We start from the raw sequence: 24,693 nt of genomic DNA, 5'->3' as shown, positions 1-24,693 counted from the left end.
CAGAAAAATGTTTGTTAAACATAACCAGTCGGCAAAAGAAGAAGCAGACGGGTTAAGACTCCTGCAAAAAGCACTGCAAGATAACCCATATATCTTTATACCTGATTTTAACTTGGTGAATGAAAACGAACTACATGTGCAGTACATAAATGAAGTAGAACCAACTAAAGAGCATTTTACAGCTCTTGGCAAGGGTCTTGCATTACTGCATCAAAAGAGTTATGAGTATTTTGGTTACGATAAAGATAACTATATAGGACTTAATCCTCAAAAAAATATACTTTCAAAAGAGTGGGGGAGTTTTTTTGTGGAGTATAGGCTTGCGTATCAAATTTCGCTTATTCAAAATGCAGATGTTCAAAAAAGCTTTTCGGCACTGCTGCAGAACAATAAAGCTAAACTGCAAGATTTTCTAAATGAATATACAGAGCATTCAAGCCTTGTTCACGGAGATCTATGGAGCGGAAATGTATTGTACGATAAAGAGAAAGTGTGGCTGATCGATCCCGCTGTCTATTTCGGTGACAGGGAAGTGGATCTCGCTATGAGTGAGATGTTTGGAGGTTTTTCTTCTATTTTTTACGAGAGTTATGAGAAAGCATACCCAAAAAGTAAAGCTTACGAAACAAAAAAAGTTATCTATAATTTATATCACCATCTCAATCACTATAATCTTTTTGGTTCCGGATATTTACGAGAGTGCGAAAATGGTTTTGAGTTGATTGCTAAGCTCTAACTGACATTTTAATAGATACCGGGAAACAGTTTATATCTTACCTGCTGTGTATATTCTTTATACCCTTGCAGTTCTTCTTGAAGTGTTTTGTCTTCCAATTCTGTTCTTATTACCGTAATTATGATGGCTAGGAACATTGGAATTAATGTCCATATTGAATTTAATGCCAGAACCATACCTGGAAGTGCCAAAAGATTTCCTGCATAGCCAGGGTGGCGTACTATTTTATAGGGACCGCTATTGCACACTTTATGTTCCCCATCTTTTAAGATACGTACTAAACTGAAAAAGAAACGATTTTCAATCAAGGCCCATGAAGCAAAGCTATACCCAAATGCGATCAAAACAAAGCCGAATATATTCATCCAAACTGGGAAAAGGGGAGACCATGCAAAACGGTGTTCAAGACCTGCCACGATAACAAGCGGAAAAGAGATGCTCAACGCCATTAACGTACCAAGCACTTTATCCCAAGGCTTTACATCCTGAGGCTTGAAGTATTTGGAGCGTTCAGCCAAAATGCCGGGATGTTTTTGTTCTGCCAATAAACGACTTACTATTCCCGCTGTAACTATAAGAACCAAATATAACCATGCTTGCCACCAACTGAAATCCCATCCACAAAGCAATAGAATAATTGGTACAGAAAGGTAAGCTACGAGTACATTGAACCATTGAGAAGGTTTGAATTTTAATACAGATTCTTGGTTATCCATCATTGAAATCTCTTTATTTATAAATCTATAAACAATATATTAACGAAATTATTGATCTAAATAAAAATTTCTATAGAAAATGATTTTGTGTCCGATGAGGAGAAAGTTTATTGTTTTTTTGTTGATAAGTGGTACCAGCGGGGGGACTTGAACCCCCACATCCGAAGATAACGGATTTTGAATCCAAAAATTCCAACTTTTTTGTTTTTCTTAAAAGTTGACAAATATTATCATAAAACTTCTGTTTTTAGGGATTTTTCCCCTTTATTTCTCCTGTTTTTTTATTCATTTTTCAGCAATTTTTTATACGCTTTTTTTCAGTTTTGTAGTAAAAACTGTAGTAAAAAAATGAGACCTTTTTGCTACAATAATTGTAAGTTATACTGATTAAGACTTTTTTAATTTTTATACACTTAAGATTGCTTAATCAAGAAAAAGGTTGAAGAAATGGCATTAAAACCAGCATCTAAAAAATATCAGGGCGTTTGGATTAATGAATTAAAAAATGGTGATGTGTCTTATTATATTAACTACAGGGATATAGATGGAATATCTAAGAGAGTTCTTGTTGGAAAAAAAACAAGATTTCATGACTTTACAATTAAAGATGCCTATCAAAAACTTATAGAGACTAAATTTAAGATACAAACAGATGAAGTCCCTCAAATCAAAGGTACCCGTGTTGCAAAAATTAAGTTTGATAATTTATGGATAAAGTATTTGGAGTATGCAAAAAGCAATAAAAAAACATGGCGTGATGATGAGATAAGATATAGAAAACATATACAACCAAGAGTTGGAAACAAAATTGTTAAATCTTTAAAACCTTTAGATTTTGAAAAGATGAAAGCAGAACTGAGTGCTAAAGGATTAAGTGCAAGTAGTGTGAAACATTGCTTGGCGATAGCTCGTCAGGTATTTAACTTTGCAATAAAAAACGATTTGATACAAAATGTTCCAAACCCTATAGCAAATGGTCGTGTAAAAATGCCAGAGCTTGATAATGCAAGACTCGCATATTTGACAGTAGAACAAGCTAAAGAGATCTTAGAAATTTTAAAACTACTGAGTAAAAACACATATCATTTAGCAAGTTTTTTACTATTCACAGGAGCAAGATTTTCAGAAGTTGCAACTCTTAGATGGCAGGATATAGACTTCAATACTAATACTATATATTTTAAAAAGAATAAAAAAGGTAATTCAAGACATATCGCAATCTCTCCACAATTGATGGATATATTAGAAAAAGAGATGCGTAAAGGTGAACCTACTGAGTTACTTTTTACAAGGAAGAATGGAACTCCTTATCGTTCTATGCCAAAATATTTTATATCAGCTGTAAATGCAGTTATTCCTAATAATGATAAAAAAGAAGCAAAATATAAAATAACTACGCATAGCTTACGCCATACCCATGCTAGTTGGCTGGCAAGTACAGGACTAGATATATTACAAATTAAAGAGCAACTTGGGCATAAAACGATTGAAATGACGATGCGCTATTCGCATCTGATTCCAAATAAAAGACATGAAGCAACTCAAAGTTTGAGTATATAAAGTGTCGATACAAATGGGATACTCGCTTTGAAAAATGCAATTTTAAATGAAGTGCAATCAATTATTTATTAACTGTGTCTTTGAGTATATAAAGTGAAAAAATTAAGTTTAGATGAATGTTTATACACTTAAGATTGGCAGATAAAAAGACAACAAGGAGTTACAAATGACAAATCAAGAGTTTAAAATAAAAATGCTATATGATAAATATGGATGTTTTGTATTGGATGTAAGACAATTGGGTACTGAAATAAAATTAAGTTGTTCTGGCATATATAAAATATTTTCAGATTTTTCTGAAAAGCAAATTTTAGAACATAAATTATTACCAACATGGAAAAAGGTTTCTGGTAGAAGAGTCTGGAATATAAGTGATGTAATTGAATGGCTGGATGAGACAGAAAGTGTTAAGCATCAGAACAGACCATGAATTATTTTAAAAGGAAAGATATGAAAGTAGATATATTAAGTGACGTACACTTTGACAGTTATTTTCCTATTAAAAGAAAGTATGAAAAAGAAGAAGTCAAAAAATTCTTTGATCCTTTTTTCTTACAAAATAATCGAAAAGTAGGGGAGGTACTTATTCTTGCCGGTGACATTGGACATTGGAATGATCAAAATATTGCAATACTTAAAATCATCAAAGATGAATATTATAAATATATTGTCTGTGTTTTAGGAAACCATGACTACTATTTAAATCGTATTCAGCAAGATGATTATGACGAAAACAGTTATGAACGTGTCAAAGAGATGAGAAAACTCATCAATGCTGAAGATGGAATGTATTGTCTTGATGGGAATGTTATTGAGATAAATGGTGTTCATTTTGGAGGATGCGATAGTTCATATTCAAATGCATATATTAAAAAATATTTTCCAAAAGCAGATCATCCAAAATCAAATAATGAGATGTGGAAACGTACAATGCAAGATTCAAGTATGATGTTCGGTATTAATCAATACAACCAATTGTATAAAGAGGAAATCCAGAAAATCGAAAGAATATATCAAGATTGTGACGTGATGATTACTCATGTTAATCCATCATACCTGAAAGAGCATATCTCACCTAAATTCCAGAACAATATCACCAGTACATTTTTTTGTTTCGATGGTCACAGATTTTTAGAAGGTGGCACTATGAAATATTGGATATTTGGCCATACTCATGATAATATTGAATATGAATACCAAGGAGTTCAGTGTATTTGTAATCCACTGGGATATCCATCTGAGTTAGTTCCACCAGCGTTTGAGAGAGTAAAGAGTGTTGAAGTTTAAATACGTTAAAACTTTAAAAACCTAGATGGTGTTTTATGCTTAACGGCACCCCATGGCATAGTTCGTTGTAGTGGATACGTTACATACAAAAATCTTTTTGCCCTAGTAAATGCAACATATAAATTATTTTTTTCTTGTTCCATTTCAATACCACCATTTTGAATGGCTCTATAATCAGGAAAAGTTCCGTCATCCATACCAATAATAAAAACTATATCAAACTCCTGCCCTTTCATTGTGTGTACAGTACTTAGTGTAATGCCTTTATCCTCATTAACTGTACTAGTCTTTCCAAGAGCCATAGAGTTTTTAAATTGCAATAATGATTTTTTATCAGTATTTTTTGCATATTTACTCCAATGATTTAAAAGTTCGTCAATGTCATTCATAACCATGGTTTTATCATTATCATTATCAAATGCCATATCATTAAGTGTATTTCTAAAGTTGCTAAGTGAACTTTTTAAATTACTTCCATCGTCTTTTAAATTTTCTACTAAAGTATCAATGTCACCAAGTAAAAAAGTGTTTTTTTTACTTGAATCTTCCAGCTGTTTTTTATGTAATATATCTAATGGATTTAGTTTGATTTTTAACTTTAAATCAAATATACTCATTAATGCTGATTCAAATTTTATTGAACCTCCTGACATTTTATAATGATAAGGAATTGATTCTTTGTTTAAGAGTTTTTCAAGATTATTAAATACATACTTATTCCTAGCTAAAACAACTATTTTTTCAAGTGTGATTAATCCTTCTATATTTTTATCTTCTTTTTTGTTTATAAGTTCTTTAATCTTATCAATAATACACTGAGCCTCTCTAAATTCATCATCACATGATTGTATTTTAAATTCTCCATCATAAACTGTTTTTGCGATAATATCTTTATTTTCAATAGAAATTATTTTTGAAGCTGCTTCTATAACTTTTTTTGAAGACCTATAGTTTTCATTGAGTTCAAATACGTCTGCATTAAAATCTTTTGGAAATTCTTTATTCATATAGTCTGATGAAGACCCATTAAAATGGTAAATAGATTGTTTTGGGTCACCAACCATCATTATATTTTTAAAATCACCACCACATAAGGCCAACAGTAAATTATATTGTGCATTATTAAGATCTTGTGCTTCATCTACGCAAATAGAATAAAAACTTCTTCTATATAAAGCAGAAATATGTGGAAACTCAATAAACAGCTGATATGTCAATAATAATAAATCATCAAAGTCAATTGCATTCTGAGATCTTAGTATTTCTTGGTAAGTTTGGTATAGTAGTATAATATTACTATCTTCAGTATGATTATGGAACTCAGAGTCTGTAATAAGTTCTCTTTTTACTTTTGATATAAAATTCAATGCCCTGTATCGAAAATCATTTTTATCTTTAAGACTTTTATTTTTATAAGATTCATAGTATGTTGGAACTTGTTCAATTGCTTGAGATATTAGTTCTATTCTATCTTTGTCACTTTCAAAAATATGCGGCATTTGAGATACTCCTATAGAACTACCATGGTTTTCAAGTACATATTGACAAAAACTATGAAATGTTCCAACAAAGAGCCTGTTTTTTATATCAACTTTTTGTTCTTCAAGTCTTTCTTTTATCTCTTCACCAGCTTTATTGGTAAAAGTTAGGGCAAGTATTTTCTTTTTTGTTTTTGATAATTGAAATCTTATTCTTTCTGTTAAAACTCTAGTCTTACCACTACCAGCACTTGCTTTTACATAGATTGGCTTATCATCATATTCAACTATCTTTTTTTGCCTTTCTGACAATTTGATACTATCCATTTTGTACCTCAATATTGAGTTCAGTTGCTATTTTTGTAAATAAGTTAATAATCTTATTAGGTAATGCTTTCTCACTATTTACAATCTCATTTGCTACCAATGGAGCAAATTGTGCTTTTTCTTTTGTTAGATATTCATAAAGTTCTTCGTCTGATAATCCATTTATTTCAGCTTCATCTCTAGGTTTTTGAACACTTTCATGTTGTTCGTTTGTATATGTTTTTAAAGACAATAAAACTTTTTTAATTTCATCTTGAAATCCATCATTAATTAACTGCTTTTCAAAATCATTTTCATTATCTGCAAAGACTATACAATCGCTTTCTTGTTTTGCACTACCACTTGTTGTTAACTGTCTTAAAACACTTGTTCTTACATTTCCAGAATCATCATTATCACTTAAAATAAACCATGGTATATTTAGTGATTCAGCAAACCTAATAAAAGGTAAGTAGTTACCAAAACTACCTACACCTATAAAATCTATGCCATACTCGATTGATGAGCCATTAAAATGTTTTTCAAAAAAAACCGGTAATGCTTGTTCTTCTGTTTCACCTTCACCAAGAACTATACATTTTGAAAAAAATATTTCACCTTTTGTACTTATTACTTGGCGATTAATCTTTCTTATATCTTCACATTGAAATGTAGACATTGGTAAAGCACCTATCTTGACAAGATTATTTTTGTAAAAACTTCTTATTTCTCTGAGGTTTGCAACTGATGCAATATACGGGGAATGAGTAGATATGATCTTTTGCCCTTTAAAACTATTAATTTGACTATAAAGCCTTTTTTGTGCATTTGGATGTAGATGAGATTCAGGTTCTTCTATTGCAATAATTGGAAAAAAAACAGAATTTGTTTTTTCAGAATTGGTATTAAATAGTTCTATAAAAGCTTTTAGTGTTAAAAGAGATGACCAACTTCTTGTACCCATACCATGGTACTCCATTAAGAAAGTGTTGTCTCCATCACCATAGTTTATAGTTAAGCCTTTGTTTAAATCTCTAATTTTCTTTGTAAATGGTGTTATTTCAATTCCTCCATTAGAAGAATTCATTGCAGAGTTTAGTTCTGTCAAAGCATCTTTTACAATTGTTAATATTTCGCTTTTTTCTACAGCAGATTCATTAAGCGATTGTATTTGGTTTTCAATATCTTCAATATCTTCCGGAGTATATTCTATTTTAGATAGCATTTTCCCAATATATGAGCTTTTTAGTTTGATATCTTCAAGTATATCCCTTTGAGCATCCATATAAAAAAACGGTACTTCTTCAAATCTAAAAGAAACTTCATTTCCATTGTCAAGTTCATACCAGTTGTGTTTAGGGTCTCCATATTCAAAATCTACCCAGTCCTCTAATATATACTGTTTTACAGTTGGTGTATTTCTAACTTCATCAAATCTTACAATAGTTCTAAGTGGCACAAAGTCACCATCTAGAGAGGGTTTAATCCTATCTGTAGTTAAAAGAATCTCCCAATCCTCCGAAAAGTTTTGCGAAGCATCTTCATTTAACGGAACAATCAATACATCTATAGTAATCATGGATATAGAGCTATTTTCTTCTATATGGAAATCATCAAAAGATAAAAAATGTCTATTTCCAAATACAACTTGTAAGGCTTTTAAAAAAGATGTTTTACCTGCATTGTTCATACCTGTAAGTACAGTAGTGGGTTCAAGATTTATTTCAATATTTTTTAATCCTCTAAAACCATTTACTCTTACTGTTTTAATTAATATTGTATCCATAACCGTCAATCCAAATTAGGTATTTAAAACATCAATAGTTTGTTTAGAAATTTATGAACAAGTGTATTTCCAATATATTAGAATCACAATTTAATGTTTTATTTATAAAGTTAATTATTATATATAATCATAGCTTTATTAATAATTATGGTTTGACTACGGTTTGACTACGGTTTGACTATGGTTTGACTATGGTTTGACTATGGTTTGACTATGGTTTGACTATGGTTTGGCAATCAAATTTGATGTAGAAATTTATCAAATCGTATACAGAATGTTCCGAAGCCTAAGTGAGCTTTTTTTCAAGCGAGTATCCCATTTGTATATACATTTTCTAACGAAAACATTTCGCAAGCTACATTATGTGTTTTCAAATTGGCTCCTCGCTTTGCACAAGGCAAAGTATAAAATTTACCACAGAGTTTTTTTTATAAATATTGAACAGTTTATAATGAATAAATCTTTATTTGGATAATATAATAATAAAAAAATAAATGCATTATTAGAAAGTATATGAATAAAATTACATTAACTAAACAATTACTAAAAGAACAATACTTATCGGATGGAAGACCGTGGGTTGTGACCTTTTCTGGAGGTAAAGACTCATCTACAGTATTACACCTGACTATTGAAGTCTTACAAGAATTAAAAGACGAGGGACTAGATTCAAAAACAGTATACATAGTTTCTTCAGACACAGGTGTTGAAATGCCTGTAATAGATAAATATTTTTTTGATAAGCTTGAACAGTTACGTCTTTTTATAAAAGAAAAAAATTTAAACATGAAAGTTCAAGTGGTCTCTCCTGAGGTGGAAGACTCGTTTTGGACACTACTCCTAGGAAAAGGCTACCCATCTCCTAATCAAAACTTTAGATGGTGTACTGATAGACTAAAAATTACTCCTGCTACAAGATTTTTAACTAGTATTTCTAATGAAAATCGTTCAATTTTAATGTTGCTAGGTGTAAGAAGTGATGAGTCTCAAACAAGAGCAGAGTCAATTGAGAAAAGAGATAGAAACCATAGAGGCTTAGTAAAACATGATACAGTGCCAAATGCTTTTGTACTATCACCAATTAAAGACTGGACAAATGGTGAAGTTTGGCAGTTCTTAATGGCGCATAAAGCTCCTTGGGGTAAACATGACGATATGCTAACTCTTTATAGTAAAGGTAGCGGAGAAGCAGACTGTAATGTAGCTCTTAACCCAGAAGCACCTTCATGTGGAAAAACTAGATTTGGTTGTTGGGTTTGTACTGTAGTATCAAAAGATAAGTCTATGGAAAATATGCTCCAAAACCCAGAAGATCAATGGATGGAACCACTTCATAAGTTTAGAAATATGCTTGAAGAATACAGATATGACCATACTAATCGAAGACAAACAACAAGAAGAAATGGTCAAAAAGGTGTTGGACCATTTACAATGAGTACCAGACAAGAGCTCCTAAAAAAACTGCTAGAGATAGAAAAAGAGCTTTTACCAAACCTCAATGGAAAACATCTTATTTCTGACGAAGAAATAATTCAGATACAAAAAGAGTGGTTACATGATGGTGACTTTTTTGAAACAGCGATTAGTTTAGCACAAGGTGTAGGAAGAATCATTCATCATGAATCAAAAAAAGCTTTTTCAGTAGAAGAAAGAGAATATTTTTCAAGCCTTTGTGAAGAAAACAGTATATCAATAGAGCTTATGGATAAATTACTTCAAACAGAACATAAATATAGACACCAACTCAAAAGATCAGGTGTACTTGTAGATATAGAAAAAGTAGTAGAAGCGTATGGAACAGGAAAAATAAATGAAATTTAATAGCATTAGTATAAAAGACCTGTTTTCATATCAAGGTGAAGTTACATTTGATTTTAATGATTCTAGTAAACCAATCGCTTTAATCATTGGAGAGAATGGCTTTGGTAAAACATCGTTTATTAACTCTGTAAAAATAGCACTTCATGGTATTACAAAAGATTTACTTTCTATGGGAGAGCTTGTCCTTTCTAAACAAGATTATATTTTAGGAAGTAAAAATAAAAACTTTAGTGGTGTACTCAATCGTATTTCAAAACTAAATGGTGCAAATAAAGCTTCTGTAAAAATAGAAGTAGATGATGCAGGTGAGAGTTTTTATATTTATAGAGAGTATGTCATAGGAAGTAACTCTTATACTGAAAACCTTAGTGTTTATGATCATGAAAACAATTTATTATATAGTGATCTAGAAGCTCAAGACTTTATAAACTATAAGATCTCACCTACACTTGCAAAGTTTTTCTTTTTTGATGGTGAAAAGATTCAAACTATAGCTGACTTTAGTAAAGATGAATTTAGACAAATGTTAGAAGATGTACTGGAGTTAGACATTTATGATCAACTTATAACTGACTCTACAAATGTAATAAAGAAGATAAATAAAAGCGAACTAGATTCAGAACTTCAACAGAAATTAACTCAAAAAGAAGAAGAGTTGTTTGAAGTAGAATCAAAACTAACCTCTGTAACTAAAGAGTATGAAGATGAAAAGCTATATTTAAACCAGCTATTAACAGAACAAAAAGATCTGGATAGAAAACTTTCTAAATTACAAAGTAAGCATAAAAAACCACTTGAAGAAGCAAAACTACAATTACAGAGCTATGAAGAGGAAAAAGAGACTTATCAAAAAGAGTTTAAAGAAGTATCTTATATGCAACTCCCACTATTACTAAATAAAAAATTAAAAGAATCAGTAGAAAAAGATATACAAAAAAACTATAAAGGTAATGTCACTATTTCTCAAAATATCATAGATTTAAAAAAGAAAGAGTTTTTAGAGCATATAGATGAAACTCAAAAAGGGAGTATAGAGTCTATATTTGACAAAGTATTTAATTCTGATAACAATAGACAAAGTGTAGCTTTTGCAGACCCTGAAAAAATTGAGCATCAATATAACACTTTGAAAAAAGTTGAATTTCAAGAGCTCATAAATAATCTGATAGCTGTAAAAGAAAATATTGTTCAAACTCAAAATGAGATCTTTCATTTAGAGCAGAATTTTCAAAATGATCAAAAAGAGTATAAAAAAGACTTTGAAAAAGTCAAAACTCTTGCTGAAAATATAGGGCAACAAAAAGCAAAAGTAGAAAGTCTTGAAAAACAGATAGAAAAGTTGCAATATGAGAAAAAAGAGATAGAGCGTGAGATCGGAAGAACAAGTATAAAAGAGCATCAAAACTCTTTAGTAAAACTTAAAATAGAATCTTTAGAATCTGCAATTACAGTAGCAAAACAGATGAAGATAAAGATCAAAGAAGATAAAAAAGAGATACTTGAAAAGTCTATAAATGTGAAGTTTAATCTTCTAAAAAAAGAGGGATATGAAGCAGATAGTATCCAGCTTGATAATGACTTTAACATCAATGTATATGATAAAGATATGAATCCTATGGATATACTATCTAGCTCATCTGGACAAAAACAGGTTATAGCTACGGCACTTATTTGGGGGATATCTGAGTATATAGCAGAAGATATACCAATGATCATAGATACACCATTAGGAAGACTAGATGAGAAAAATCAAGCCCTTATACTGAACCAGTTTTATCCAAATGCTTCAAAGCAAGTGCTAATACTGCCAACCCCAAGTGAGCTAAGACATGAAGGTTTTCAAGAGCTTCAAAGTGAGATCTCACAAATATTTACACTTGCCAATAAAGGCTCGGCCACAACGATGCAAGAGAAAAATATAACAGAATTTTTTGATAGTAGGTACACTAAATGAGAACTACAAACTCCACAGAAATGCAATTACCTAAGATCTCTAAACTACTCGGTTTTGAAAATGAGCCAAAGTGGGTAACAATAAGGTTTGCTATCTTTATATCTCTTTCTATAGATGAAAAACTAGATAGTTCTATAAAAATAGATTTCAAAGATGGTAAAACATACCCTTTAGATGTAATTACTGGTAAAACAAAAGTAGATACTCATGGTGAACAAGCTGACTATACAGATATGATAGCTTTACTTATAGCAAATAATGAAAATAAAAAAGTAAATACGCATAGAGGGTTAGAACTATCTCTTGAACAACACTGTGAAAGAGGCTTTACAATCTTAGCCTCTTCACTTAATGAGAATAGTAATGTTTTTGAGTGGATTAAGCAGGAATTTCTATAGTTATTTTTTCTTGAAATCTTTTAATCATATTTTTCATCGCAATTTTCAAGCTCTAAAGTTATAAATACTCTGTTTTAAAGATATATTGTAGTATATTTAAGATATTTTCTATTGGTTCTAAATCTGGGTGTTGATCACCAAAATTTTCTAAAATATGTTCTTTTGCTTTTAATTTATACTCAATTGCAAGTGTAATGTTTTTATCTTCAACATATATATCTGCAATATTACTATATGTATATGCTATATATAAATGTTTAGTATCGACTTTATTACTATTTATATGTTCTAATGCTTGTTCTGCATATTTAAATGCTTCTTTAGTATTTTCAATATTTAAATAATAAAGCATAGCAGAGTTATATATTGGAATAATGCTTCTTATATCAACTTCTAGCGTTAGAAGTTTATCTAAATATACTTTTGCCTCTTTATAATTTGATTGCCTTATATAGCTATTACACATATTCAAGTAATTTTCTTGAATATTATAAGGACTATTTTCTTCTCGCAATTTTAAAGAAAGCATAGCATACTGCTCACCTAATTCATATTGTTTCATACTAAAATATACTTGAGCAAGATTGTTATAAGTTTGAGCGAGATTCATTTTATTACCACTTTCTTCATCAAAGTCTTTAACCATTAACATATACTTTAAAGCAATTTCATAAAAACCAAAATATCTATAAAGCATTGCAATATTATTTGCTAAAGTCATAACTTCTTCATCATAACTTTTTAGACCATCAATTAATGATTGAACAAAAATCATATATGATTTTTGTTCACTAGGATGATCTATTTCATTCCATTTCAAATTTTCTAAATAGTATTTAATCATAGGAGTTACGTCTTCTGCGACAAGTGGAAAGTTGAATAAAAAAAATTCTTTTATAATCTGATGAATTTTAAATACTTCTTTTTCAATTGAAATAAGCCAACCTTTTTTACTCAATAAAGACAAATCATTACGTAAATCTGCATTAAAAACTCTACCAATTTCATCTACATGTAAATTAATAGAAGGAAATAATGATAATAATATTAAACCATTAAAAAGTCCATCATCAAGTTTTTCAATAGATTCTTCAAATAGTTTTCTGAGATAATCGTTATATATTTCTTCTTGATAGGTATCTAAATTAGTATCCACTTTTATTATGGGGAACTTTCCATCTCTAAATTCATTTAGAATATAGTCGATTGTAAAGTTATTTTGGTTGATTGTTTTTGATGTCAATTCAATAAATAAAGTATGATAGTCTAAGTATTTAAAGAGTTCATTTAAGTATTGTTCCTCAATATCTTCATCATTATATTTGTTAAATAACTCTTTTAAGGAGTTGTCATTTAGTTGTCTTAATTTTAAACTAGGTATATCATTAAATAATATTCTTGATGTAATCACAACTTTAAAAGAGCTAGTGATTTTTTTGATATATACTATGTCTTTTTGATAAGTTAAATTATCAATTATCAGTATTTTTTTTCCATTAAGAGATTGTAATTTATATATTATACTTTCTAAATCATCATTTTCTGAAAAGTTAAAGAAGTTATTAAAACTTCTAAAAAAAGCTTCTTCAAGACTATCATCAACTGAGATATAACCAATGTAGTCATAGTTTTCTCTTTCACTATGTATAAAAGCATTTGCAAGTGTACTTTTTCCTATACCACCAATACTTTGAATATTTATAATATTGTCTTTATTTAATAAAGTTTTAATTTCATTAAATTCATTTTCTCGACCTATACAATATGAATTTTCTGGTAGTATTGTTAACAATGTTGTTGTTTTTTTATGAAAATACTTCTTTTGAATTTCATTTGAATGACTAATTTTTTCTTCAATAGTATCCCATCCCCAATAAATAATTTTTACACCATATTCTTGTGTCAATTTTAATGCTTTATCTTGGATATCTTTATCTCGTCCATGAGTAGAAGCAAAAAAAATAGTATCAATTTTATCGGTTTGAAAATAATTGATAATACTTTTGGTCTCTTTTGTTAAATCATTAAGTAGTGCTTCTTTTATTTTATTTCTAGAGAGACTCTTTTTCTTAACTTGTGCCAAAATCATACGTCCAGACGTGTTATATCCTATAATATCATTACCGTATTGCTCCTGACCTCTACTACCATATAAATCAAAAGGAGAATAGTTTATAAATTCTATTGATAATAAGTCTCTTATTAAATATTCTAAATATTTTTCATTAGATAAAGGTTGATATTGGTACATTTTGAGGTTATGCTCTAAAGTGTTTTAATGCTAAATCAATATATTTTTCTTCTAAGTCTTCAACTTCAGCTTTTGTCCAGTTAGCATGTGTACTAACATATTTTAAAACCTCTATTGATGAAGATACATATTCTGATTTTTTATCTAAGAACTTATTATTTCGTTGTTCCGAATTATGTTGAGGATCCATTAATGCCAGATTACCTATAGTATTTTTTATAGGTTCAATATCTGCATCAATATCAGTTGTTAAAGCATTTTTAGGATAAATATGTTCTATTGAAGTTCCTGCAAAGTCATAAGGGTTGGTGTTATTGAGGCACTTTGTGGTTGATCGACTTGGATCTTGAAGATAATATGGAAAATGATATTCTAATGTCATAAGGAAAAATTTTAAATATTTATTACTTTGATCTGAATCATATTCTAGCTCTTTCAAATTGGCAGTGAATAGTGCATCATTAGCCTTACTTGCAAGTAGTTGATTTACTTTAGTTTTGAAATCAGTTAATGTGTATGTAGCTGCATTGGTTCTAATTTCTTTTATCTGTCTAAAATAAATTGACTTGAGTGAACCTAAATGTTGTTTACAAATGAGGATATATCTAAAGAAAACTTTTTCAACTATTTTTACGATTGCTGAAAACTGTTTATCATCTAACTTTGAAGCAGCAATAAACAATGGCATTGACAAAGGATGGTCTAAAGTATTCATCAATACTTCAAATCTATTCCTGTCCCTTGCAGTAATAGGTTGTTTGACTGTATAAATCCATTCACCATCCGATAGTCTTTGACAGTTTTCAAAATCTTTTTCAAGATATTTCATTGTTGTCAGAATATTGTCCGCTTTTAACTGATCAAGTTCTTCTTTATGTTCTGGGAAAAATTGGTCCAAAAATTTATCAAAGATTTCACTTTTTTTTAAATCTTTTCCAGTGTATGAAGTATAAATCCAAGTTAAATACTGAGAAGTAATATTTGGTGCATTGGATAATAACTTATCCCATATCAATTCAACAGAGTTTTGAATTGAAGGAAAATCTTCTAACACTTCCAAGGTTTTAGCTCTTAGGAGATCACCTTCTGTTAAACTCATTCCTCTGTCATTTATGACTTGGAATAACCTATATGCAGATTTTTCATTATCTGCAACCATGTGCAATAATGTAAAGTCTGTATCAATGACAAATTCAAAAGTTTGTAATCTTTTTAAAATTTCAGTTAAATCATCATCTATTAATACAGTGTCTTTAAAAAATTTATTGATTTTTTTATAACTATTCAGAAGGTTTTTGTGAGAATATTTTTCAGGATTTTCATTGATTATATTTCCTTTCATTAGTTCAGCATAAAATTCCTTATCTCTTTTAGAAACTGTAAAAACATTTACAACTTGTTCTTCTAAGTTGATTTCTTGTCTAAAAGCTATAAATCGTTTTTGTAAATTATCTATTCGATTATTGATCATTGATACTTTAGTCGCATCTATATTAGGATACGTCAATAAGTCATTATACATATTGATCAGACAGCGTATTGTTAATGTAAACGTTGTAATTCTTTGTTGTCCATCAATAATTTCATACTTATGTTCGTCTACAGCACCAACAACAGTATGCTTAATACTTAGAATTCCACCAAAAAAGTGACTAGAATCTCTACTAGCTAGTCTCTCAGTATAGGATCTTTTTAAATCATTCAAAAAATCTTGAATAGACTCATTTTCCCATGCATATGCTCTTTGATATTTTGGCACATAATATGTTGCTTGGGAAGCAAACATTCTTCTCAGGTTTGTATAAGATGGGTCAATTTTCATTTTCTTTCTCCTTTTAATAACTCAAAAAATGCCAAATCATGTATCTTAGTAATTTCCTTATTACCATCTACATAAAAACTGTAGTGCTTTTGTAGCTCTCTTATTTGACTCATTAAGTCTTCTGCATCTGTTTTATTGTTTATGTTGAAAATAGATTGAATATCTTGTATTTTTAAGTTTGCAACTTTATGAACTATCCATGTAAATATATAGCTAGCATAGTCATCTTCAGAAGTTCTAAAGTGGGTAAGTTCCTGAGTAGAAAGAATAGTACCTACACCAAATTCTCTTCCTTCTTTTAGTATCTTTTTAAGGTTGTCAAAGTCTTTTGACATAAAGTTGTCTGCTTCATCCACAAGTATCATTTTGGTTATCTGTATAAAATCACCATTTACTTTTGAAGAACCATTCTTATGCATTTGAACATAAAATAGATCAAGTAAAATTGCTACTACCAAGTCTTGTATATTAGAGTCATAGCCAGAGAGATTAACCACTGTTACGCCATCTATAACATCATAAAGAGATTTTGTTTTTGAACTATCACTTTCAAATATCTCAAAATCTATCAAGTCATCTAAAGCTGCATATAGGGAGTCTTGTTTTACATCTTCACTCTCTATATACAGTTCCCATAGATCATTGAGAGTTGGTGCAGGTAAAGACCATGTTGATTTATCGGATGAGTCTATACCTTTTGCTCTATATGCATCTTGGATAATATTTTTCAAAGTGTTTCTTTGAACATTTCCTAGGTTAAATGCTTTTGATAGTGTTGTTGTAAGAGTCCTACCTGTATGTGTAGGAAGCTTAGGGGTATCACCAAATAACTCTAAAGGGTTGATTGGTAGTTTTTCTAAATCGAGTACTTTAGCATTTGTAGCTTTTACAAAATCAGGTTTGATATAGTCCTTTTTATAATCAAAAATTAGGATATCGATCTTTTTACCATCTAAGTTGTTTTTTGATTGTTGAACTAGCTGAGTAATAAGCGACTTTGTAAATTGCGTTTTTCCCGTACCACTTCTACCTATTATTCCAGTACAAGTATTTTGATTTTCAGTTGTATTTGTAGGATGCCAAAAAATATTTTGCTCTGTTAAGCTGTCTTTACCAAACAGTATCTCTATAAGTTGTGTTGAAGTAGAAGATTTTTCTATCTCTTGGACACTGTCTTCAGTGTTAGAAAGTTTTCTGTCTTCTTCAAATTCATCTGTACTTGAACTATCATGTTGATATTTAGTTTCTACTTCTACTTCAGATAATGTCGCATCTAATGATAAGTTACTTAACAAGTATTTTTTATTTGTACCGTATGAGCCATTTTGTACTTTATGTTTCATCTCCTCATAAGTGTCTTGGATCATTAGGTTTTGTAATTGGTAAGGTAACCTTATCTCTAGTATTTCATCTTTCAGATGCATTTGTGTGTCGTATTGATTTTTATCTAAAAATGCAACAACAGCACCTGAACTATAGTTTTCTAATTCTATTAAATTGTATGTACCATCTAAAAGCTTTTCTCTATTTTTATACATATCTTCAAAATAGTTATCTTTGAAGATATCATAAAGCTCATACTTTTCAATCTGCATAAATACTTGTCTAATAAATAGACCTTTTAACAGTCTCGTTTTTAAACTATCTCCAATAAAAAGATGATCATAAAAAAACCTTTTTAAAGAAATGGCTTGTTCACAAGCTTTTTGCATATCTGCACTACTAGCTTTTACTTCTACTGGATAAAGTATAACATCGTCTTTTTTGAAGCCTACGAGTAAAATATCATCTGAAATCACACCTTTATGTAAAGCTGCATCTTCACTGTTTTTATTATGGTTATATCTTGTAAAATCACTGCTGTCCATAGATAATCCAACATTTCCAGACACTCTAATCATCTCTGCTACTGAAAGTGGAACCCAAGTTATGTCATCAGTATCTACTATTGAAGTAATATATTTGTATGCTGTGATAATTCCTATCTTTTCTTTTTTGTCTTTTTCTGGTTCAGTTATCATTTTAATAAGCCATTCACCATTGAACGCATTAAACTGTTTTACTATGCTTTCTTTATCAATGAGTTTATTATCGCTAAAGATTACATTAGAATATAATTCTTTTCTAGCTGTTACAGTTATAGCATCATAGTTTGCAGATGAGCTATATTGATCAGAGTAGTGTATAAGGATTAAGTTTTCTTCATTGTCAAAAAATTCTAGAGTAACTTTTGGATCAATAATCACAGTCCAAAGTGCATTTTTATAAGATTTTTTAAGTAAATCTTTGAACTTTTCGCTTATCATAAGAGAAATAGTTTTATTAGATTCGTAGTTCGTACCATCTTCATATACAGCTCTTTGCATAGCGTTGTATATTTTAGCCAGTTCTATATGTGAACTATTGTTTTCTTGAACATTATGTAGCCCAAAACCACTATAGTAATATCCATTTTCTTTTTGTGAACTCTCACCAGAAATTAGACCATTTGCAACTAACCCTGATTTATTCTGATCTTGAGTTCTATTATCCTTTATCTCAATTTTTTCATTGTTTTTAAAAAAAGAAAGATGCGAATAATTTTGTTTTTCTGAAGTTAAATGTTTACTATAAGTTAAATGTGTTCTTATTGTATCTATGAGTGTATCAGACTCATTTCCAAATTGAGAAAATTCATTTTTTATATCTTCATATTTATCAAGATCGGCAAAGGTGTCAAATGCTGTTTGACAATATTCATCATCATATAAATTTACAATGATTTTTATAGGATAAGATAGTGTACTTTTTTTATAAAATTGAACTATACCTTCAAAAAGTTCTTTGTTAGTATTGTTATTTATACTGTTAATAATCAGTGGAGCATCATTTCTAAACTCAAACAGTTGTTTAAATGAGCTTGTAAATTCATCTATTTTTTCATAAGTTAGTTTTTTCACATAAGAAAATTCATTTTTTTCATTCGGTACAAACTCTAACCATAATGAGTTCTCTTTTACAACTTTAGTAAATGCATAATTCTCTTTATCTATAAACAGATAAGGAAACAATCCTTTTGGATTTAATCTACTAAGTGTAACTTCTGAAATATCTTTATAATGACTGTTACTATCTTTTGCATTTTCGATAAGGTTGACAATATAAGACAATATCAAAGGTGAAAATGGTGAAGCCATTTTTTTATGATCTATTCTAAAAAATCCAAATTCAAATAAAAGCTTATGAAAATCATTTAAAGATTTATTCTCTTCAGCCGTTTGCATATATTCTAAGTAGTGATTTACAAATGTTTTTGTTAAAGTATAGACTGTATCATTCCATGAACAAAGTGAAGGTGTGGTTTTGTTCTTTTTGAAGTAGTCTAAAAGATTCTTAAAAGCTTCATAAATATTGCTATTTATATCTTTTAATATTTCTATAGAAAAATCATCAGTAGTTGATGCAAATATTTCTTCATCAATAAATTTTTGTTCATATTTAATATATACCAGTCTTTCTGCAACTAAATCTCGTTCTCTATTTTCATATACAACCTTATTTTTTGCTTGTTTAAATTCCATATCCTTATTAGAACCAAAAAGATGGTCTGCCTTGGACTTATTAAATAGGAATGGTATAGGAATAGTTTCTGTTTCTGTTTCACCTTCAACATTAAGATTTAGCTTATTATCACCGTTAGATATGCTAAGCTTTACTTCATCATGATTGTTATAATAGTGTTTTAGATCCACTTCATCGTATTCATTTACATCTATCTCTTCATTCTCATTAGTCAACTTAATAGTTTTTACTATTTCTTTATCATTTAGTTTTAACTTGAGGTTATTGCCAAGTTGTAGTAATACTTCTTGTCGGTTAGGTCTAACAATAAAATTGTTTTTTATTGCATCTATATAGAACATACCTTTTTGTAAGACTAAAACTTTAAATATTTGGTTTTCAGAAGCTTTGTTCCCTTTAAAGTTAACTGTAAAATATAAAGGTTTAAAATCATAATCAAACTCTAGAGTAGCTGTTTTTTTTATTCCTCCAGAGCAAGAGATTTTATTCTCATATAGTTTTTTAAAATTTTGATTATGACTTATTGTAAAGTTACTTGACTTTATACCAGTAGCTTCATCAAATTTAAAAGTTAAAGTAACTTTATTAGTATCTGTTAAGACAATAATATTCTTTTTTCTTTGTCCTGCTGCACTAAGACTGTCCTCTCTAATTTCATGAACATCATCACAATGAAACCCATCAAAAAGTATTTTTTGACCTTTATTCGCATCTATTTCTACACTAATATCATTATATGATAGTTCTTGCCAATCTTTTTTTACAATATTATCTTTTATAAATTTAGGAGATAGATCAGATAACTTATCTTCTAGTTCATTCGGAAAATTTGTTATAGTGTTTTTTATTTCTCTGTAAAGTTTGTCATTTTTATCTATTCTTTGTTTGATCTTATCTGTATCAGCTTTTAATAAGCCATTGTCAAAACTATATAATTCTTCATCTTCAAATAACTCAAAAGATGGAAAATCAATTTTATTATTTACAATAGAATTGTATAAAACTTCGTATCCAAATACTGATTGTTGGTCATCTTCAATCATAGTAGATTGATAATTTAGTAAGTATTCAAAAATTGCTTTATGTGTAGTCTTTTCTGTAATCAACTTTTGTAACTCAGACTTTATAGTTATTAAGTTCAGTGGATAAGTTGGAAGGCTTAGGTCTGTTATAGCACTAATAAGTGTATCTAGTCTGTTTTTATGTAAAATTAATAATGCACAATCAGGATTTTTAGATAACGAATCTCTAATATTTGATATATAAAATGGATTCATAGATATATCATCTACAAAAACTAATTTTATACCATTGATATCAATATATGGTAAAGCTACACTATTTGTTCCAAGTTTATTTGTTTCAAGTTCAAAATTTTTAGTGCTATTTGATAGAGAGCTTAGGGCTTCTTGTAAAGATTTTATTTGTTCTTTATTGTCAGAATAAAATCCATATCTATTTCCAGATTTTAAATTTGAAGTAGACCATGTGTAAATTTTGTTTGCAAGAAAATTATTAAATTGTTGTTTTGACATATACTGCATCCCCACTATCACTTTTTCTTTCAATATTTCCCACTCTTTCATATAAATTCAACAGTTCATTTTGTGATTTTGAATCAAAAAAGACACCTCTTTTTTTAAACTCTTTTAGCAACTCTTGAAATCTAAGCTGTTTTGATTCTCCTATTGAGATGTTAGTTAATAATATTATTGTGTCTTGGTCAAAAGAAAGTACAGTTCCATTTCTTCCTGCACTTTTTGTAAAGGGTTGTGCTATATGCCTTTTAAATACGTTTAGATATTTTGTAAGTGCCCGAAAGCGATTAGGATAGCTTGGTCTAAACTGTTCATAAGAAGAGTCTAACAGGGCATTTAACGATTCAGTAAGATCTTTTGACTTAAAAACTTTTTCATCATTGTTTAATTCTTTTGCTTCTCTGTATATTTTATGGAAATAGTCGAAAGCTTCTACATTCTCCTGTGTATCTTCAAATTTTTCATACAGTTCATATAGTCTTAAATCTTCAGTAGCTAATGATTGAGCCAGTGCACTTAATAATGAAAAGTATGGGAAAATATATTTACTTTTTTCATAAAGATATTCATACCCTTGTTCAAATACATGCTTTCTTTCTTTACTGACAGTTTCATATTTTAATACAAAATACAATTCTTTTGCTTCTGTGTTAGAAAGAGCATTTTCATTTGGCTTTAGATTTAAGGCAAGCTGTGCACAATATATAAAAAGATATAATTCGAAAAAAGCTTCTATGTTTTTTACGAAATAGTGCTTATTGCTTGATATAAACTGTAAATCTTTATTGAAGAGTGGTTGTAAAAACTCAAGATAAGATGAAGTACTTTCAGGTATATTATTCTCTTTTACATGATTTTTTAACTCATCTATAATTATTTTTTCTAAAAAGTTAACATTACTATCCATATTTATATTAAGAAAACTTCTATCTGCTAATTCATTAAAAATTTTAGAAATGTCTTTTGACTTTTCACTTCCTTTATATGTTTGATATAGCAGTAAAGAGTTTATATTGATTTTTTCTTCTTTTAAGTATATAGTTTCTAAAAGAGATGTGGCATCTGAACTATTTAATGCATCTTGAAATTTATTTATACAATTGTTTTTCAGTTTTTCATAGTCATACGCTGTAAGATGTGTACTTGAAATATAAGAAAAAAACTCTCCAATTACTTCATCATATGAAAACTTTTTTTTATAGTTTTCATCACTTGAAGTAAAGGGATAAAATTTAGCAATAGAGTTCCTACTTCCTATATCTTCCACAGTAGTTTGCAATAATTTATCTTTCATATTTTTGCACCTCTATATCATCATCTTCTATGTAGCTAAAATCAATTCTTGTTTTATCATGGATAATACTAATTTCTTCAGATAATATTGCTATTTCATTTATCGATTGAATTAACTCTTCAAATATAATTATTGTATTTCTATCATGTTTATTTGGTCTGTAACCTTCATTTATTGATAGTAGAAGTTGATACATATTAAATGTAATATCTATCGTTTTAATCTCTATTCCATTTATCGTAATAAATAGTGGAAATGAGTTGAAAGTATTAATTTGATGCTCTTTAATTTTGTCGGTATTTTCACGTATCTTTAGAGGTGTTGCTATAATGCTGTTCTCAATAGCAGAAATAGTAAATAGTTTCTTTTCGGTAAGTGTTGGAGCTGTTTTATTTACATATATGTAGATTGCATTTTTTAATTTTTCATAAAACTCTTTGATAACAGTTTTATCATAGTTCTGATGACTAGAAATCAATTCAATAAAGTTAATTATATTTTTTGTGGATTTTTCAAAACTATCTTTAAATATATGGTGATAGTTATTTGAAAGTTCACAATCTTTAAATAAGTAAAAACATCTTAATAATGTAAACGGTTCATTATTTTTCAATATAGGTTTTTTACATGCTTTGTTAAAATCTTCTATAAAAGTATCTAGGTCATTATTAGTTTGATTTGTAGAACTTTCTAAAATAAATTTATCAAGTAAAAATGTCCTGTTTAGTATAGGGTCTTCTTTGTGTATATTGTTTATAATAGGATTAGAACGCTCTTCAAATAGCTGGTTTATCAATATTTTTGGACCCTTTATAAGAGTATAAATAAAATCTAGTAAAGTTCTTGCTGTAACAAATTGATCATATTTTAAATATACTAGAATTAATAGATTAATTATAGACTTTTGAATACTTTTGTCTGATAGAAGTTTATAGTTTTGATGGACAACAGATGTAGTTTCATTTTCTATATCCTCTAAAAAAGCTTTATAAAAAGGATTTTCTTCTGATTGCTCTGTAATTTTGTTTAATATAGATTCAATAAATGGCGAAGATATTTGTTTGTTCTCAAATTTAAATTTTGGATAATCTTCAAAATTTATAAAAAAAATATTATTTGAAGAGGTGCGCTTTTTATCATATAATTTGAAAGAATCTATAATATCACTATGCTCTTGAGAGCCTTCCGCAATAAAATTCAGCATAATCCCAATATTAATACCTACTACTAAAGATTTGTTCGAATTTTTATATTTAGTAAAACTTTCGTTTAATGCTTCTATAGAAGTTTGAGATGGTTCAAAACTATGAGTAGCATCAACATGAAACTCATAATTTGATTTATACTTTTTATAATGACGGTTGATTATTGCAGACTTTCCATCCCCACTACTACCACATAAAAATATAATGGACTTATTGGAGAAATTTTGTTCTAAAAGTTCTAAATATTTTTTTTCTACTTCAGTTGTAATATACAGGTAATCCATTAAACTTGAATTAGAACTTTTTAAAGTATTAACTGCTTCTGGTGAAGACTTTGAAAGTTTTGAGATTAGATCGTATAGTTTACTCATTATGAGCATCACCATATATTAGTTCACAAATATCAACTTCTAAAACTTTAGATATTAAATAAAGATGTTCAAGATTAAAGTGCTCTTTAAATTTATAGTTTTCACAATTAGATAAGAATGATGTACTTTTATGTCCTATTGCTATTGCTAGTTCTAATTGACTTACTTGTTTTTTGTTTCGGGCATCTCTTACATTTTTACCTATGTTTTTGTAAAAAGTATCTAATTCCTCTTTATTAATATCTGGAAAAACTTGCAAACTTGATAAACCTTGAAAATATTTGACAATATAATAGGTTTAAAAATATTTTTTGTAAATCATGTATACATGAATTTATTATTTGCAACATCAACAGTTATTTATTTTGTAGCTTTTATATAAGTTATGTGTCTTCAGTATCTAAAATACTATGGGAAGTGTACTGATGAAAAATCTGTTTACTTTATAGAAGGTACGATGTTATGAATATTATGATAAAAAAAGTGTTACAAATAGTAAAAAAGGTAAATATTTTTATGTAAAATACTTTTTCTGTAGTAAAAAAGTAGTAAAAATGTGTTTTTGAGGTTTTCTTAAAAAAGAGGAAAGGGCTCTGAAAGCACCTGTCT

Annotated in this window: 16 protein-coding genes; 7 read left to right on the top strand and 9 right to left on the bottom strand. The window is 28.9% G+C overall.

Features of this window, described 5'->3' with window-relative positions; translation table 11 throughout:
* The first annotated feature begins 7 nt into the window (after positions 1 to 7).
* The gene (locus P6N22_RS02700) at positions 8 to 736 is read left to right on the top strand and encodes a fructosamine kinase family protein (protein ID WP_280329925.1); all 729 of its coding nucleotides are present in this window, start codon (positions 8 to 10) and stop codon (positions 734 to 736) included.
* Positions 737 to 744: 8 nt separating this feature from the next.
* Here P6N22_RS02700 and P6N22_RS02695 read toward each other — a convergent pair whose 3' ends face one another.
* On the bottom strand, positions 745 to 1,320 hold the full coding sequence (locus P6N22_RS02695; RefSeq protein WP_280329923.1) for an isoprenylcysteine carboxylmethyltransferase family protein: 576 nt from the start codon (positions 1,318 to 1,320) through the stop codon (positions 745 to 747).
* 579 nt (positions 1,321 to 1,899) lie between these two features.
* Between P6N22_RS02695 and P6N22_RS02690 the strand changes: the two genes are divergently transcribed.
* From P6N22_RS02690 to P6N22_RS02680, 3 genes are all read left to right on the top strand, one after another.
* The gene (locus P6N22_RS02690; protein ID WP_280329921.1) at positions 1,900 to 3,012 is read left to right on the top strand and encodes a site-specific integrase; all 1,113 of its coding nucleotides are present in this window, start codon (positions 1,900 to 1,902) and stop codon (positions 3,010 to 3,012) included.
* Positions 3,013 to 3,178: 166 nt separating this feature from the next.
* Complete coding sequence (locus P6N22_RS02685) at positions 3,179 to 3,442, top strand: hypothetical protein (RefSeq protein WP_280329919.1); 264 nt, start codon at positions 3,179 to 3,181, stop codon at positions 3,440 to 3,442.
* Positions 3,443 to 3,462: 20 nt separating this feature from the next.
* The gene (locus tag P6N22_RS02680; RefSeq protein WP_280329917.1) at positions 3,463 to 4,299 is read left to right on the top strand and encodes a metallophosphoesterase; all 837 of its coding nucleotides are present in this window, start codon (positions 3,463 to 3,465) and stop codon (positions 4,297 to 4,299) included.
* A 5-nt stretch (positions 4,300 to 4,304) separates the two neighbouring features.
* Here P6N22_RS02680 and P6N22_RS02675 read toward each other — a convergent pair whose 3' ends face one another.
* Together P6N22_RS02675 and P6N22_RS02670 are read right to left on the bottom strand one after the other, a co-directional pair.
* Entirely contained in the window at positions 4,305 to 6,104 is a 1,800-nt protein-coding gene (locus P6N22_RS02675; protein ID WP_280329915.1) for an ATP-dependent helicase, read from the bottom strand.
* Positions 6,097 to 7,869 (bottom strand): AAA family ATPase, encoded by a 1,773-nt coding sequence (locus tag P6N22_RS02670; RefSeq protein WP_280329913.1) that lies wholly within the window; start codon positions 7,867 to 7,869, stop codon positions 6,097 to 6,099. Before P6N22_RS02670 ends, P6N22_RS02675 begins: the two co-directional genes overlap by 8 nt.
* A 513-nt stretch (positions 7,870 to 8,382) precedes the next feature.
* On the opposite strand from P6N22_RS02670, the gene dndC reads away from it, so the two are divergent.
* Genes dndC through P6N22_RS02655 form a run of 3 tightly spaced genes read left to right on the top strand, consistent with a single transcriptional unit; the run spans position 8,383 to position 12,042 of the window.
* Positions 8,383 to 9,690, top strand: coding sequence for a DNA phosphorothioation system sulfurtransferase DndC (gene dndC, locus P6N22_RS02665; protein ID WP_280329911.1), 1,308 nt, complete (start codon positions 8,383 to 8,385; stop codon positions 9,688 to 9,690).
* Positions 9,680 to 11,644, top strand: a complete 1,965-nt coding sequence (locus P6N22_RS02660) for an AAA family ATPase (RefSeq protein WP_280329909.1) — start codon at positions 9,680 to 9,682, stop codon at positions 11,642 to 11,644. Before dndC ends, P6N22_RS02660 begins: the two co-directional genes overlap by 11 nt.
* The gene (locus P6N22_RS02655) at positions 11,641 to 12,042 is read left to right on the top strand and encodes a DndE family protein (RefSeq protein WP_280329907.1); all 402 of its coding nucleotides are present in this window, start codon (positions 11,641 to 11,643) and stop codon (positions 12,040 to 12,042) included. Before P6N22_RS02660 ends, P6N22_RS02655 begins: the two co-directional genes overlap by 4 nt.
* A 58-nt stretch (positions 12,043 to 12,100) precedes the next feature.
* Here P6N22_RS02655 and P6N22_RS02650 read toward each other — a convergent pair whose 3' ends face one another.
* Genes P6N22_RS02650 through P6N22_RS02625 form a run of 6 tightly spaced genes read right to left on the bottom strand, consistent with a single transcriptional unit; the run spans position 12,101 to position 24,343 of the window.
* Complete coding sequence (locus tag P6N22_RS02650) at positions 12,101 to 14,293, bottom strand: tetratricopeptide repeat protein (RefSeq protein ID WP_280329905.1); 2,193 nt, start codon at positions 14,291 to 14,293, stop codon at positions 12,101 to 12,103.
* Between the two features lie 7 nt (positions 14,294 to 14,300).
* Entirely contained in the window at positions 14,301 to 16,115 is a 1,815-nt protein-coding gene (locus P6N22_RS02645) for a DUF262 domain-containing HNH endonuclease family protein (RefSeq protein WP_280329903.1), read from the bottom strand.
* Positions 16,112 to 21,211, bottom strand: a complete 5,100-nt coding sequence (gene dptH / locus P6N22_RS02640; RefSeq protein WP_280329901.1) for a DNA phosphorothioation-dependent restriction protein DptH — start codon at positions 21,209 to 21,211, stop codon at positions 16,112 to 16,114. Before dptH ends, P6N22_RS02645 begins: the two co-directional genes overlap by 4 nt.
* The gene (gene dptG / locus P6N22_RS02635) at positions 21,192 to 22,508 is read right to left on the bottom strand and encodes a DNA phosphorothioation-dependent restriction protein DptG (protein WP_280329900.1); all 1,317 of its coding nucleotides are present in this window, start codon (positions 22,506 to 22,508) and stop codon (positions 21,192 to 21,194) included. Before dptG ends, dptH begins: the two co-directional genes overlap by 20 nt.
* Positions 22,498 to 24,084 carry a DNA phosphorothioation-dependent restriction protein DptF gene (dptF, locus tag P6N22_RS02630; protein WP_280329899.1) on the bottom strand — a complete coding sequence of 529 codons (1,587 nt, stop codon included), beginning with the start codon at positions 24,082 to 24,084 and terminating at the stop codon, positions 22,498 to 22,500. Before dptF ends, dptG begins: the two co-directional genes overlap by 11 nt.
* Positions 24,077 to 24,343, bottom strand: a complete 267-nt coding sequence (locus tag P6N22_RS02625; RefSeq protein WP_280329897.1) for a helix-turn-helix transcriptional regulator — start codon at positions 24,341 to 24,343, stop codon at positions 24,077 to 24,079. The genes dptF and P6N22_RS02625 overlap by 8 nt, the downstream gene beginning before the upstream one ends.
* Positions 24,344 to 24,693: the final 350 nt, after the last annotated feature.

The sequence above is a fragment of the Sulfurimonas sp. C5 genome, from assembly GCF_029872055.1.
Taxonomy (GTDB): domain Bacteria; phylum Campylobacterota; class Campylobacteria; order Campylobacterales; family Sulfurimonadaceae; genus Sulfurimonas.
Note: the sequence above shows the minus strand (reverse complement) of the source record. Positions and strands in the feature narration are given on the sequence as shown.